Below are 13,106 nucleotides of genomic sequence, written 5' to 3'. Positions count from 1 at the left end.
TCCCTATTCAAACCGAGCCATAGCTTTGAAAAGCAGGAGGTCCAAAGGCATGTAAAAAATATGGACGCCCACCAACAGGATAGCAACCAGCAGCAATCCGGCACCGATCATCATCGACATCAGCCGCTTGCGCCTGGCTTTCTCTGCCTTGGTCGAGATATACGGCACCGCCACCAACACGCGCCGGCCCAGTACGCTCTCCAGGGCACCGACTCCGCGCACACGTTGATTGAGCATTTCCAGCAGCATCACCAGGCCACCGCCAGCCGCCGGTGCCAGCACCAGGCCAAGGGCGACGATTTTCTTGCGGTTGGGTTTGACCGGTTTTTCCGGCATCAGCGGTGGCTCCAGCAGCACGAAGCGCTCGGCCTTGTTTTCCTGTTCGAGGCTTTCGGTAATCTTCGCGCCCATCTGCTTGTTGCGGATTTCTTCGTATTTCTTGCGTGCGTTGTCATGGTCACGCAGCAGCGTCACCAGGCCGCGCTCGACTTGCGGCGCCTCGAGGATATCGGCCTCGTAGCCTTCCATCTTGGTGGTCAGCTGGCGCTTCTGATCGGCCAGCGAGGCAATGCGCGACTGCGCAGCAGCCATCTTGGTGCGTACGCGCGCGGCGTCGAGGTTGCCGCCAGCCACTGCGGCAATGCCCTGGTTACCCGATGCCTTGAGCGCATCGATCTTGCGTTTGATCGCCACCACGTCCGGATGCGCTTCGGTGTATTTGGTCAGCAGTCGGGCGTATTCGGCCTTCAACCCAGGCAGATCCTGAGGGTCTGGGGCAACGGCCCTGCCATTGGCCGCCTGGGTAGGCACGCCGGAGTTGGCCGCCGCAAGTTCCAGTTCCAGATAGCGCAGTTCTTCCTGCGCAGCCTTGTAGTCACGGTCCACCTCACGGAACTCCAGTTCCGAGCGCGACAACATGCTCATGCGCAACTGCTGGTTTTCAGGCAAGGCATTGGAATGCGCCTGCTTGAAGTCCGCCAGCTTGTTTTCCAGGTCGGCCAGCTCGGCGCCAAGCTTGTCAGCTTCCTGGGAGAGGAACTCGGTGGTTTCGGTGGCGCGTTCGGTACGCTGCTTCATGTTCTCGTTGAGGAACAGCGACACCAGTTCGTCAGCCACTTCCTTGGCCACGTCCGCACGTTTGTCCTCATAGGATACGGTGAAGGCTACGGTGGCCTCACCGCGCCCCTTGACGTACGTGCTGAGCGTGGCGACCACGATCGCACTGCGCATCTGCTCGATCTTGTCGGTCTCGCTGAAGCGGCTACCGCGGTCGGCGAACAGGTTGTACTTCTCGATGATCCGCGCCAGGTTCTCGCGGGTCATCACCCGCTGGCGGATGACCTCGATACGCTCATCGGCAAAGGTGTTGTTGCCGGCCGAGACCAGGTCTGGGGAGATCTGCTGCGACTCCACCAGAATGGTCCCGGTCGATTGATAGATTGGCGGCACACTGATCGCCACCCCGATGGTAGCGGCCACCACGACCACTATGACGATCGCCAGCAGCAAGGCACGGTCCTTGATGATGGCGACGTAATCTTTGATAGAAAGCTCGTACTCAGATTTCATAGTGGCCACCAATCCGAAATTCAGATGTCGGGGTATCTATACGTCAGCGTCAAACCAGCAATGGTAGCGTCGGCATTGGGCAGGCCACTTTGCTGGCGCTCCTTGTACAGCAACGAAAAACGCAGGTCCCAGGCCGGCGAAAACGCCCGGCTGGCCCAGACGCTGTAGGTCTGCATAGTGTTGGGGTTCTGCCCTTTGCTGTCCTGCCACCAGGCGTCTGCGCCGACCCGGGTGGTTTCTGTCAGCAGGTAGCTCCAGCTGCCACGCACCATGTCCATTTCGGCAGCACCGCCCTGGGCGTTGGACATCGTGGTGCGGTCGGCACTGAAGCTGGCCTCGTGACGCAAGCCACGGTAGGTCAGCGATGCGCCGCCTTCACCACGGCGCTGAGTACCGGCACCGTTGGTCTGGTTGACGCCGACATGCATGGCGCCGACCAGGCTGTCGGAGAACTGATACTTCAGGCCAATGCTGGGGACATAGCTGTTGGTGGCGATGGCCGTGCTGTTGCTGTCTGGCTCGTAACGCCGGGCTTCGAAGCCAGTGATGATGTCAGTGCGCTCGCTCCAGGCGTACGTCCAGTTGAAGTCGTTGGCGTACTCGTCATAACCGGTCAGCGTACTGATGTCGTAGCTGGCATGGGAGTAGCGAAGTTCGTTGGACAGGGTGCTGCGCTCGGTTACCGCGCTGCTCCAGTTGCCCGTGAGCCTGGACATCTTCTGGGTGCCGTCGGTGGTTACTATCACACCGGTATCCTGCACCGCACCGGACAGCGTCGAGCTCTCGTCGTATTGCGCCAGCAGGCCAAAGCCGCCGCTTTCGGTCTCGCGCTGCCAGCCCAGGCGCAGGTTCGGGTCTTCACGGTCATCCATCACCGAGCGGTCGGATGAACGCAGCACATGCATGCCCACACCCATGCGCAACTGATCGCGATCGAACTGACCTACCAGGGTGTAATCAGGCGCAATGATCGTACGCGTCACACCTTTCTCCTTGGACGTCAGGAGCAATGGGTTGCTGTCGTACTCGACAGTCGTGGGAACCTCGACTGAAGACTGCCAGTTGGCGGCATCAACCACCCCGGAGAACGGCATCATCATGATTGCCGTTACAACACTCGTTGTTTTATTGATAGGCACAAGTCGTTCTTAGTTATTAGGAGAGTCAGGGTACGACCAGCGTATCGCCAGCCTGAAGTTGGAAGTTGGTGGACATGTCACGCCCAGAAACCAGATCCTTGTAACGCACCGGCATGACCTTTTGGCCGCGAATGACCTTGATGGCACTTTCGTCGGCGAATTTGTCCATTCCACCCGACATGCTCAGGGCCTGAAGCACCGCCGTAGGGCCTGCCATCGGCACCGGTCCGGGCTTGATCACTTTGCCTTGAACATACACCAGATTGCCAGCGGTGCTGGTGACGACCACGCTGACATTCGGCTGGGCCAGATATGGCTTCAGTGCGGTCTCGATCTTTTTCGCCACGGCGGTGGCTTCAAGGCCGGCGACATCCACGCGCCCCGCCAGCGGGAAGGTAATACTGCCATCGGGAAGGACCACGGTTTCCTGACGCAGGGTGTCTTCCTGCCAGACCGAGATCATGACTTTGTCACCGGGGCTTAACAGGTAAGTAGAGGAAGTATCGGCGGCAGCGGTGCCAGACCAGACCACCAGAGCGCAGAGAACGGACATCAGCAAACGTACCATGAGGGATCCCTCCGGCCAGTCGGCCCAGGTTAAGAGCACTGAATGAGTACAACGACGAACCTCTCGCTCCGCTCGCAGCGTGCCTGCTGCGACGGCCTCACCCATCCTCGAGGCCCTTTACCGCGATGCCGCCCTGCCTGTCTCTTACTGCTGTGCGCACCTAGGGCGCTGGCTACTGGAATATAGCAACAGCTGTAAAATTGACAAGCACTTGCGCCTCCGAAAACACGTAAAGACCCACCTATTAGCGTCAACGCATTGGCATCGTGATAAAAATGAGAAAACTTAGATCTTCTTCCTATTGGCGACCGCGATGAAACCAATCACTGCGGATGCAAACAACCATCCCGCCGAAGACAGCGGAACTATGGTGTTTTCGGTCAAGTAAGAGTCGGCCGCTCGCGCTGCACCCGTCAATAATACCAACAGGAAGAAAGACTTGATGAACAGAGTCGAGCGCATGTTCGCCCCCTGCAAGAGGTAAGTTGTTATTGATTTGGCGCAAGAGTGGATCGCTGTTGATTTGAGCTTATGGGCACAATGACATTACGTCAATGATCCGACACCATAATAAATCTCAATGGGACATGTCTGGGCTCGTCAAAATGCCGTCAGCATGATTTTGCTGGGATTCACCCTGCCAGGGCTGCGTTTCTACGCGCAGCCTGGCAGTCGACTGCCGACAGATCGAGGATCAATAAGGGAACAGATCCAGGGTTCGCTCCACTTCATCGATATCGATGGTGAAGCCTTCTCCTTGGGGTGTGCCGACCACGAAACCGAAGTGCTGATGGTCGCGATCCGTCAGGTACTTGTAGTAGCTCACGAAGCGGTTCGGCGGCTGTAGCGCCAGTATCGAACCACCGGGCTGCAAGACATTGACGCCATGCACCAGCTGGCTACCTTCAACGCCAATCACCGTTCTCGCCCCCGCACAGGCGGCGACGATACCTGGCACATCGCTCTTCATCGGGTCGATGATGCGAAAACCGCGGTATTTCTGCAGGTGCGAGGCGACTTCCAGCTCATTGCGCATCAGGCGCAGGTCGCCATCGCTGCCACGCAGTATGAACACCCCCGGGTGCGGCGACGGGTCGACATGCGACAGCAACTTGTCACCCATGGCGCGGTAGCGCGAATACCGGTTGCGGTTGTTGCTGAGGTCGTCGAACAGCACCAGCTCATGGAAGAACGCGCCACGCGTGCGCAGTGGCTGCATGCCCAGCCAGCGTTCATACGCGGGCCCTTGGCTGAACAGCGGGTAGCGAGCCGAGGGCGCGGTGGTCACCGGCACGCCTTCTTCGCAGGCCAGGGCGTAGGTCGGGCAGTCTTCCATCAACCAGGTACCAAACCAGGTATTGCCATTCTGTGTGCAGTACACGGCCCCGCGGTCGATTTCGTGATCCACCGTGACGCCAGGGAACCGGCTCGGCTTCAACGACAACCAATGGCTGGCATTGCCCTTGTACAACGCACCGTCGATCAGCCAGACGTCCTTCAGCAGATAGCCGCGTGTCGGCCCTTGCTCCATAGTGATCGCGCCTTCCATGGTCCGCGCAGGATGCACATACGGATAGAAGCGCTTGGCTTCCCAGCCCGTTACCCGCTCCAATTGGTTGGGCAAGTAGAATGCCGGTGGCGATACCGTTGTTTCACCGGGTGCGATATCCCAGACCTTCTCGGCGACACGCTTGATATCGATATCAGCCTTGCGTGCCAGGCGCTTGCGCACAATGTGCTGGTAGGCCGCCAAGGTCCAGGTGTTCTGGCTGGCGACCGAAGAGCCACTGAAGTTCGAAATACCGCTGCCCATGAAACGCCCCCCCCGAAGTGACAGGTGTCTGGTCTGAGGCAAGGCACGCACTCCCGGCATGCCTTGAAGTCGGTTCAGCTGGAAACGACAACCCTTTCCATCATGGGCGGGGACTGTAGCGTGGCGTAACGGCTGCGCAGGGTTTGCAGGAACGACTCACCACTGCTCCCGGCGCCATAGAGGTAGATCTTGTGCAGGCCACCAAACACCATCTCGTGATAACGGCTGGCGACCTCATCATCACTGGGCCCGTCCGGCAGGCCCAGGTGAAGGGTCAATTTGTTGCCCTCGACGGCGAACAACGGAGTGTCCCAAAGAAACTGCGCGGTCCCCGTGCGGGGCAAGCGGACGAACAGGTAGGCATGATTGCCCAATTCGTCGATGTCACCGCCACGCCGGCGCTTCCACTTCAACAGGCCGTCGTCCGGCCGTGCCAGGCACATGCCGATATCGTAGTAGTCGTAACCATTGGCCAACGCCCACTCGAGGGCCATGAACGTGGTGATCGAATTGACCTCGCGCAACTTTTTCGGGTCTGAGAACACCGCTTCGCAATAGCCGAAACGCAGGGTGCTCCAATAGCGTTTGCCGTCCCGCGTGATCTCACAGCCCAGATGGCAGCCGATGACCTCATCGCCGCAGGTGATCAGGTCCAGGCGCCCTACACCTTTTGCCAGACGAAACACTTCGTCGGTTGGAAACTGCGCCGCATGAATACCCTGCCGGGCACTGGCATAGGGCCGCAGCAGCTGTTGATCGGCCATGGCGATCTCGTCATCGGCCAGCGTCTGGCGCATCTGGTAGAGCGGGCGGTTCTTGCGAATGCTGCGACGCAGTTCACTGTCGTAGCGGGCGGTGATGTCATCGAGCGAACGGCCCAGGGGCACCACGGCGCTCAGGTAGTGGGGCACCGTCAGCGCACCGGAAGTCGGCATCTCGCTCACCACCACCACATGCCGGGGCTCACTCGGGGCAGCCTCATCGGCCGCTTCGGCCGGTGGCTGCTGGCCCTTGCCGCCAATCAGCAGCTTGGCCATTTCGCGCTGCTGCTTCCTGCCGATGTAGAGGATTTCGTACGGGCTGGCCTGCTGCAGCCGGAAACGCGAGATTTCCCAGCGCCAGAAGCAGGTACGGGCCAGCAGCTCGCGTAACTTGCTTGAAACGGTCCGGATCTCGTAACGCATGGAAGGCGAGATCACTTTTCGCGCCACAGCCGCCAAGTTCTCTTTCATGTCTTCTTCGACGTCCTTTGATGTTGTCAACGGGGCTGATCGGAAAACAATAGAGTGGAGCTTTAAAGCCTGCATAACGTGTTGATTTATAAACAATCAACTTCGGACACCGCCTTCACATTCAGTAACAATTTAAGATGCAGGTGCGCTGCTTGGCAAGCGGCATTTTGACAGCATTGCAGCTTTATTAATGGCGTCAAATTTATTGGCACAGGCAAAAGCCACGTACTGCTTTTGCTATATATCCTCACTGTTTCAATACGCTGAAAGTTGCATTACCAGGTAAGCGCTGCGCCAGCAGGCCCTTGCTCGCCCAGCTTATGAGCTGTTCAACATCCCGCTGTAGCTAGGCTGTCACTACCGCGGCAAACGCGCCCTGAGCGGGTTGCGTGCCACCCACTTCTGCAACTCGGCGGCCGGCATCGGCCGCCCCAGCAGGTAGCCCTGGCCCTGGTCACACCCGGCATGGCGCAGGAAGTCATACTGCTGCTGGGTCTCGATGCCTTCGGCAGTGATGCGGTAGCCCAGGGCATGCCCCAGGTCAATGATCGCCCGGGCGATGGCCACCGCATCATCGTCATCCGGCAGGTCCTTGATAAACGCCCGGTCGATCTTCAGGTGGTCGATGGGCAAGGCACGCAGGTAGGCCAGCGACGAATAACCGGTGCCGAAGTCGTCCACCGCCGTGGCCACGCCCATTGCTTGCAGCTGGGCCAGCGCCGCACACGCCTGTTGCTGGCTTTCCATCAGCAGGCTCTCGGTGATTTCCACTTCCAGCAGGTTGGGGGCCAGGCCATGGCGTTCCAGGGCAATGGCCAGGCTGGAGACATAATCACTGCGCTCGATCTGCAACGCCGCCACGTTGACTGCCAGGGGCCCTGGCAGGCAATCGGCGGCGCGCCAGGCGGCCAGTTGCGCACAGGCCAGGTCGAGCACGCGCTCGCCCAAGGGGATGATCAGGCCGGTGCGCTCGGCCAGCGGGATGAACTCGCCAGGCGGTATCAGCCCATGCTCAGGATCACGCCAGCGCAGCAAGGCCTCGACCCCTTCCAGCTGGCCGCTGAACAGGTCGACCTTCGGCTGGTACCACAATTCAAACTCGTTATCCTGCAGCGCCCGGCGCAAGTTGCGCTCCAGCTCCAGGCGCTGGTGCAGCCGTGCCGTCATGTCCGGGTGGTAGGGGCGCCAGGCGTTGCGCCCCCCCTCCTTGGCCGCGTACATGGCCGTGTCGGCATGGCGCAGCAGGCTGCCAACGTCTTCGCCATGTTGCGGGCACCAGGCCAGGCCGATGCTGCCCGTTACCAGCGCGGCATTGCCATTGAGGTCGAACGGCCGCTGCAGGCAGCGCAGCAGCTGCCGCAGCTGATGGCTGACCTGGCCCTGGGTGCCCTGGAGCATGAACACGAATTCATCGCCGCCTAGCCGGCATACCCGGTCGCCGGTGTCGAGTTCCTGAAGAAAGCGCGCGGTCGCCTGCTGCAGCAGCAGGTCGCCCATCGCGTGGCCCAGGCTGTCGTTGACCTGTTTGAAACCGTCGATATCCAGCAGCAGCACGGCCAGGCCATGGCCTTCGGCAGTGGCTTCGGCCAACTGCTGCTGGAACAGCACCCGGTTAGGCAAACCGGTGATGGTGTCGTAATGCGCCAAGCGTTCCAGCTGCGCCTGCGAGCGCTGCAGCTCGCGGTTACGCTGTTGCAGCTGGCGCTGCTTGCGGTTGATCTGCGTGATGAACAGGCTGAGCAGGCCACTGCAGGTCAGGGCGAACCAGAACAGCGGCGAGTGGAACAGGCTCACGTCCTGCTGGCTGTGCTGGCGCTGGATGTCCACATGGCCAAGCGCCAGGGAAACGCCGATACCGGCCAGGGAAACGCCGACCGGCAACAAGCGGCGAAGGGCGCGAGGCAGCGTGCCGGTAGTCGGTGTCTGTTCGTGGGTCATCGGGGAATTGGACGGGGTCATAAGCCTGCAGATATGGGCGATTGCCCCTGTATCGGCGCGGTGCGCGCAAAATTGAGCCAGACTGGTGTTTTTCTTGCCCAGGGTGCATGCTCGAAGCTGAAGCGTTTCACCCGCCAAGACACATGAGGTGCAGTACCCATGGAACATCTGCTCGATTCGCTGTTTCCCGCCGCTGGCGACATTCCCGAGAACTGGCGCCTGGGCGCACCACTGGAACAACGCGACTACCTGGTAAACGGTGAACTCAGGCGCTGGGACGGGCCACTGGCCACGGTGCGCAGCCCGGTCTGGCTGAAGGAAGCGGACGGCGAGCGCCAGGTGGTGCTCGGCAGCGCGCCTTTGCTCGATGCCGACACCGCCCTCACCGCCCAGGACGCGGCGGTAAACGCCTATGACAAGGGCCGTGGTACCTGGCCGAACATGCGCGTGGCCGAGCGGATCCAGCACGTGGAAGCCTTCCTCGCACGCATGCGCGAGCAGCGTACCGCCGTGGTCAAGCTGCTGATGTGGGAAATCGGCAAGAACCTCAAAGATTCGGAAAAGGAATTCGACCGCACCTGCGACTACATCGTCGACACCATCAACGCCCTCAAGGACCTCGACCGTCGCTCCAGCCGCTTCGAACTCGAACAAGGCACCCTCGGCCAGATCCGCCGTGCGCCGCTGGGCGTGGCACTGTGCATGGGCCCTTACAACTACCCGCTCAATGAAACCTTCACTACGCTGATCCCGGCTCTGATCATGGGCAACACCGTGGTGTTCAAGCCGGCCAAATTCGGCGTGCTGCTTATCCGCCCACTGCTCGAAGCGTTCCGCGACAGCTTCCCGCCAGGGGTGATCAACGTCATCTACGGCCGTGGCCGTGAAACGGTCAGCGCGCTGATGGCCAGCGGCAAGGTCGATGTGTTCGCTTTCATCGGCACCCACAAGGCGGCCAGCGACCTCAAGAAGCTTCACCCTCGCCCGCACCGGCTGCGTGCGGCACTGGGCCTGGATGCGAAGAACCCGGGCATCGTCCTGCCTCAGGTCGACCTGGACAATGCCGTGGAAGAGGCCGTGACCGGCGCATTGTCGTTCAATGGCCAGCGCTGCACGGCGTTGAAAATCCTGTTCGTGCACGAGGACGTGGTCGACACGTTCCTCGACAAGTTCAAGCGCAAGCTCGCCGCCCTCAAACCAGGCATGCCCTGGGAGCCGGGCGTTGCGCTGACGCCGCTGCCGGAGCCGGGCAAGGTCGACTACCTTGACCAGTTGGTGGCCGACGCCAAGGCCAAGGGTGCGCGGGTACTCAATGAAGGTGGCGGGCAGAGCCGCGGCTCGTTCTTCTACCCCGCCCTGCTCTACCCGGTGACACGCGACATGCGCGTGTACCACGAGGAGCAGTTCGGCCCGCTGGTGCCGGTGGTGCCTTACCGCGACCTGCAGACCGTGATCGACTACGTGCTCGACTCCGACTACGGCCAGCAGCTGAGCCTGTTCGGCAACGACCCGGCCACTGTCGGCCACCTGGTCGACATCTTTGCCAACCAGGTCGGCCGCATCAACCTCAACGCCCAGTGTCAGCGCGGCCCGGACAACTATCCGTTCAACGGCCGCAAAAATAGCGCCGAAGGTACCCTGTCGGTGCACGATGCCTTGCGTGTGTTCTCTATCCGCACCCTGGTCGCGACCCGCTTCCAGGAGGCCAACAAGGAACTGATCAGCGAAATCATCCGCAACCGCCAATCGAGCTTCCTGACCACCGACTACATCTTCTGACACCCGCGCTTATAGAGAATCGATCTAGGGTGATTGTCGATTTTCCATCTGTGCAAACGACTCTAAGCATCAGGGCGCCCATCGGCGCCCATTGCAAAGGAGAGTCGAACATGGCTGTCAAACCCATCCCCGAAGGCCAGCACAGCATCACCCCGTACCTGGCCATCAACGATGCCGCCAAGGCCATTGAATTCTACAAGAAGGCCTTTGGTGCCACGCAAATGTTCCGCCTCGAAGGCCCAGACGGCCGCGTCGGCCACGCCGAACTGCGCATCGGCGACTCCTCGCTGATGCTCGGCGACCCCTGCGACCGCGAAGGCGGCCTCACCGCCAGCCAGAAACTCGCGGGTGCCGGCGTCGGCCTGCACCTGTATGTCGAAGACTGCGACAAGGTCTACGCCCAGGCCCTGGCGGCAGGCGGCACCCAATTGCATCCGGTGACGGACCAATTCTACGGCGACCGCAGCGGCACGCTGAAAGACCCGTTCGGCAATATCTGGTTCGTCTCTACCCACAAGGAAGACCTCAGCCCCGACGAAATCCGCGCGCGCGCTGCCAAGATGTTCGGCAGCAGCTGAGTGACGAGTTGAAAGCGCGGCGCGTTTGCTTGAAGCTTGAGGCTCGTAGCTTGGAGCTGCCTCATGCGAATCATCGACAAAACCGCCGCGCAGGTGCGCAGCCTGACCCTGGCCGAAGAGGAACTGCTGGTCGGTTTCGCCACCGGCAGCCTCGCCGGGCCACGCCTGCTGCAGGCCAACCAGCTGCTGATGAAGGTTCGCAGCGCCAACCAGTGGCTAGCCTGCGATTGCCGCAAGGATGCCTTGCCGGTGCTCAACGTCACCCTCAATGGCAGCACCGGCACGCTGTTTCTGAAGAACAACCCGGGCACCGCCGAGCATGCGCCCGGCTGCCCGTTCACCAAGGACGAACGCGAGGCCAGCGAGCGCGAGGATGAACCCGTCGCGCCTGCCGCCTGGCTGGCACCTGACACCCCGCTGCGCCTTATCGGCGATTACCGCAAGGCCAGTGATGAGGATGGTACGGCGGGCGAAGGCAATGAACGCCGCGAACAGCAGCGCCTGTTGTCGTTACTGCTGACCTGGATCGAGACCAGCGGCCTTAACCTTTACGCCACGCACCTGAAGAAAGACCTCACCGGCCAGTTCGCCGAGCTGCGCAGTGTCGCCAGCCGCTACCCGTTGCTTGAACGGGTGCCGGCCAGCAACTACCTGGAAACCCGCCTGGACATGAAGCACATGATGATGCTCAAGTCCCGCTTGCGCGAAGCCACGGTGTTCGGCAACCACCGTCGCCATGGCCTGCTGCTGGACTGCGTCGACCAGATCAAGGGGCGCAAGCTTTTCAATAACCGCAGCGAAGACGGATTCGACTTCCAGGGGCATCACCTGTACTGGGGTGGCAGCCGGGCGTCGGGCCCGCTGTTGGCGCTGGCCCTGTACTCACCGACCACGGCGGGCAGCCACTTCTATGAATTGATTCACGTGGCCAGCGTGCCGGTGCTGTCGCGCGCGCAGATGTTCCCGGTGTACCGCGACGAAGAACGCGAGCCACTCAAGGCGCTGGTGTCGCTGATCGACTGGATGGCCAGCAAAGGGGTGAAGGTGCAGATGCGCCGCCCGGTGATCGGTGGGCAGGTGATGGATGAGCTGGTGCTGACCTCGGATCAGGACCGAGTGCTGTCGGTGTCGCTGCTGGAGAAGCCGATCGGCCCGGAGCCCGATGCCGAAAACTTCAAGCGCTATGCGGACTTCAAGAGCCTGGAGACCTTCAGCAAGTATGTGGCCGGGTTCTTCATGCGCGAACGCTGAAGACCGAGTTGCCCGCTCCCACAGCAAATACAGCCTGTGGGAGCGTGCTTGCCCGCGAATGGGCCCTGACTATCAGAATGCCGCCCGGAAAATCCCCTCGATCTCGTCCTGGCTGGCCGGCCGCGGGTTGGTCAGCCCGCAGGCATCCTTCAAGGCGTTCTGCGCCAGAATGCCAACATCTTCAAGCTTTGCCCCCAGCTCCGCCAACCCCGCCGGAATGCCCACAGCCGCCGCCAGATGCTCGATGGCTGAAATCGCCGCCCCGGCGCCCTGCTCCGCATCCAGCCCACACACCTTGATGCCCATGGCATTGGCCACATCACGCAGGCGCGCTGCGCTGACCTTGGCATTGAAGCGCTGCACATGCGGCAACAGCACGGCATTGCATACACCGTGGGGCAAGTCGTAGTAACCGCCCAGCTGGTGCGCCATGGCGTGCACGTAGCCCAGCGAGGCATTGTTGAACGCCATGCCCGCAAGAAACTGCGCATACGCCATGTTTTCCCGCGCCTGCAGGTCGTTGCCATCGTTCACTGCCTGGCGCAGGTTCTCGCTGATCAGGCTGACGGCCTTGAGCGCGCAGGCGTCGGTGATCGGCGTGGCCGCCGTCGACACATAGGCCTCGATGGCATGGGTCAACGCATCCATGCCGGTGGCCGCCGTCAGCCCCTTGGGCATGGCAACCATCAGTGCCGGGTCGTTGACCGACAGAATTGGCGTGACGTTACGGTCGACGATGGCCATTTTCACGTGGCGGCTCTCGTCGGTGATGATGCAGAAACGGGTCATTTCACTGGCCGTGCCAGCGGTGGTGTTGATGGCGATCAGCGGCAGCTGCGGCTTGCGTGAGCGGTCGACGCCTTCGTAGTCGCTGATATGCCCACCGTTGGTGGCGCACAAGGCAATGCCCTTGGCGCAGTCATGGGGCGAGCCACCGCCCAGCGACACCACACAGTCGCAGCGCTCACGCAGCAACACGGCAAGGCCCGCCTCGACGTTGGCAATACTGGGGTTGGGCTTGGCGCCGTCGAACACCACCGAGTCGATATCCTGCAAGGCCAGCATGCGCCCGATGCGAGCGGCGACACCGGCCTTGGCCAGGCCCTGGTCGGTGACGATCAGCGCCTTGCGCAAGCCATAACCAGCAATCGCGGCCATGGCCTCGTCAAGGCAGTCAATGCCCATGATGTTGACGGGCGGGATGAAGAAGGTGCTGCTCATGACCGGATCCTCCTGGTG

11 protein-coding genes are annotated in these 13,106 nt (G+C 61.3%); 3 read left to right on the top strand and 8 right to left on the bottom strand.

Annotated features, from left to right (window positions below):
• Positions 1–3 precede the first annotated feature (3 nt).
• The 7 genes from BGP85_RS10900 to BGP85_RS10875 all read right to left on the bottom strand — a co-directional run bounded on the left by BGP85_RS10900 (position 4) and on the right by BGP85_RS10875 (position 8,280).
• Positions 4–1,569 carry a GumC family protein gene (locus BGP85_RS10900; protein WP_103447170.1) on the bottom strand — a complete coding sequence of 522 codons (1,566 nt, stop codon included), beginning with the start codon at positions 1,567–1,569 and terminating at the stop codon, positions 4–6.
• Positions 1,570–1,589: 20 nt separating this feature from the next.
• Entirely contained in the window at positions 1,590–2,708 is a 1,119-nt protein-coding gene (locus tag BGP85_RS10895; RefSeq protein WP_181004479.1) for a hypothetical protein, read from the bottom strand.
• A 25-nt stretch (positions 2,709–2,733) separates the two neighbouring features.
• On the bottom strand, positions 2,734–3,276 hold the full coding sequence (locus tag BGP85_RS10890) for a polysaccharide biosynthesis/export family protein (protein ID WP_103447169.1): 543 nt from the start codon (positions 3,274–3,276) through the stop codon (positions 2,734–2,736).
• A 285-nt stretch (positions 3,277–3,561) separates the two neighbouring features.
• A complete protein-coding gene (gene eppA / locus BGP85_RS28870) occupies positions 3,562–3,738 on the bottom strand; it encodes an EPS-associated small membrane protein EppA (protein WP_181004478.1) in 177 nt (58 codons plus the stop codon).
• A gap of 232 nt (positions 3,739–3,970) precedes the next feature.
• Complete coding sequence (locus BGP85_RS10885; RefSeq protein ID WP_103447168.1) at positions 3,971–5,089, bottom strand: glycosyltransferase family 61 protein; 1,119 nt, start codon at positions 5,087–5,089, stop codon at positions 3,971–3,973.
• A 74-nt stretch (positions 5,090–5,163) separates the two neighbouring features.
• On the bottom strand, positions 5,164–6,321 hold the full coding sequence (locus tag BGP85_RS10880; protein WP_103447167.1) for a hypothetical protein: 1,158 nt from the start codon (positions 6,319–6,321) through the stop codon (positions 5,164–5,166).
• 357 nt (positions 6,322–6,678) lie between these two features.
• Positions 6,679–8,280: a putative bifunctional diguanylate cyclase/phosphodiesterase gene (locus tag BGP85_RS10875; RefSeq protein WP_103447166.1), complete on the bottom strand. Its 1,602-nt coding sequence runs from the start codon at positions 8,278–8,280 to the stop codon at positions 6,679–6,681.
• 138 nt (positions 8,281–8,418) lie between these two features.
• Here BGP85_RS10875 and BGP85_RS10870 point away from each other — a divergent pair, with 138 nt between their 5' ends.
• From BGP85_RS10870 to BGP85_RS10860, 3 genes are all read left to right on the top strand, one after another.
• Positions 8,419–10,038 (top strand): NADP-dependent glyceraldehyde-3-phosphate dehydrogenase, encoded by a 1,620-nt coding sequence (locus BGP85_RS10870; RefSeq protein WP_103447165.1) that lies wholly within the window; start codon positions 8,419–8,421, stop codon positions 10,036–10,038.
• A 110-nt stretch (positions 10,039–10,148) separates the two neighbouring features.
• Positions 10,149–10,616 (top strand): VOC family protein, encoded by a 468-nt coding sequence (locus BGP85_RS10865; protein ID WP_103447164.1) that lies wholly within the window; start codon positions 10,149–10,151, stop codon positions 10,614–10,616.
• A 63-nt stretch (positions 10,617–10,679) separates the two neighbouring features.
• Positions 10,680–11,867 carry a hypothetical protein gene (locus BGP85_RS10860; protein WP_103447163.1) on the top strand — a complete coding sequence of 396 codons (1,188 nt, stop codon included), beginning with the start codon at positions 10,680–10,682 and terminating at the stop codon, positions 11,865–11,867.
• A 72-nt stretch (positions 11,868–11,939) separates the two neighbouring features.
• Here the strand turns inward: BGP85_RS10860 and yiaY are convergent, their stop codons facing one another.
• Positions 11,940–13,088 (bottom strand): L-threonine dehydrogenase, encoded by a 1,149-nt coding sequence (yiaY, locus tag BGP85_RS10855; protein WP_103447162.1) that lies wholly within the window; start codon positions 13,086–13,088, stop codon positions 11,940–11,942.
• Positions 13,089–13,106: the final 18 nt, after the last annotated feature.

The organism is Pseudomonas putida (genome assembly GCF_002906855.1).
In the GTDB taxonomy this organism is placed as follows: Bacteria; Pseudomonadota; Gammaproteobacteria; order Pseudomonadales; family Pseudomonadaceae; genus Aquipseudomonas; species Aquipseudomonas putida_N.
The sequence above is the reverse complement of the archived record's forward strand: the minus strand, read 5'-3'. Positions and strand labels throughout refer to the sequence as shown.

What these genes read in the sequence shown, in the direction of transcription:
- BGP85_RS10900 (WP_103447170.1), bottom strand. Translation starts at nt 1,569, where the DNA reads ATGAAATCTGAGTACGAGCTTTCTATCAAAGATTACGTCGCCATCATC.
- BGP85_RS10890 (WP_103447169.1), bottom strand. Translation starts at nt 3,276, where the DNA reads ATGGTACGTTTGCTGATGTCCGTTCTCTGCGCTCTGGTGGTCTGGTCT.
- eppA (WP_181004478.1), bottom strand. Translation starts at nt 3,738, where the DNA reads ATGCGCTCGACTCTGTTCATCAAGTCTTTCTTCCTGTTGGTATTATTG.
- BGP85_RS10885 (WP_103447168.1), bottom strand. Translation starts at nt 5,089, where the DNA reads ATGGGCAGCGGTATTTCGAACTTCAGTGGCTCTTCGGTCGCCAGCCAG.
- BGP85_RS10880 (WP_103447167.1), bottom strand. Translation starts at nt 6,321, where the DNA reads ATGAAAGAGAACTTGGCGGCTGTGGCGCGAAAAGTGATCTCGCCTTCC.
- BGP85_RS10875 (WP_103447166.1), bottom strand. Translation starts at nt 8,280, where the DNA reads ATGACCCCGTCCAATTCCCCGATGACCCACGAACAGACACCGACTACC.
- BGP85_RS10870 (WP_103447165.1), top strand. Translation starts at nt 8,419, where the DNA reads ATGGAACATCTGCTCGATTCGCTGTTTCCCGCCGCTGGCGACATTCCC.
- BGP85_RS10865 (WP_103447164.1), top strand. Translation starts at nt 10,149, where the DNA reads ATGGCTGTCAAACCCATCCCCGAAGGCCAGCACAGCATCACCCCGTAC.
- BGP85_RS10860 (WP_103447163.1), top strand. Translation starts at nt 10,680, where the DNA reads ATGCGAATCATCGACAAAACCGCCGCGCAGGTGCGCAGCCTGACCCTG.
- yiaY (WP_103447162.1), bottom strand. Translation starts at nt 13,088, where the DNA reads ATGAGCAGCACCTTCTTCATCCCGCCCGTCAACATCATGGGCATTGAC.